This is a genomic window from Pseudoalteromonas sp. P1-16-1b, assembly GCF_001401785.1.
Classification (GTDB): Bacteria; Pseudomonadota; Gammaproteobacteria; order Enterobacterales; family Alteromonadaceae; genus Pseudoalteromonas; species Pseudoalteromonas undina.
This window is the reverse complement of sequence record NZ_LKGQ01000073.1, coordinates 1-234: the sequence shown is the minus strand read 5'-3', so window position 1 is coordinate 234 and position 234 is coordinate 1. Positions and strand designations below refer to the sequence as shown.

Sequence of the window (234 nt, the reverse complement as noted above, 5' to 3'; positions counted from 1 at the left end):
CCCATGCCGAACTCAGTAGTGAAACGAAACAGCGCCGATGATAGTGTAGCATTTGTTATGTGAAAGTAGGACATTACCAGGCTCCAAATTTAGTCGAAAGACTTTAAATTTAAAAATTAATAATAAGAAAATTGAAAAGAATTTTCTTGGTGACAATAGCGTTTTGGACCCACCTGACCCCATGCCGAACTCAGTAGTGAAACGAAACAGCGCCGATGATAGTGTAGCATTTGT

1 rRNA gene is annotated in these 234 nt (G+C 39.3%); it reads left to right on the top strand.

What is annotated here, in order from left to right:
* Window positions 1-145 precede the first annotated feature (145 nt).
* Window positions 146-234 (top strand): 5S ribosomal RNA (rrf, locus tag AN392_RS18235); the annotation flags it as partial.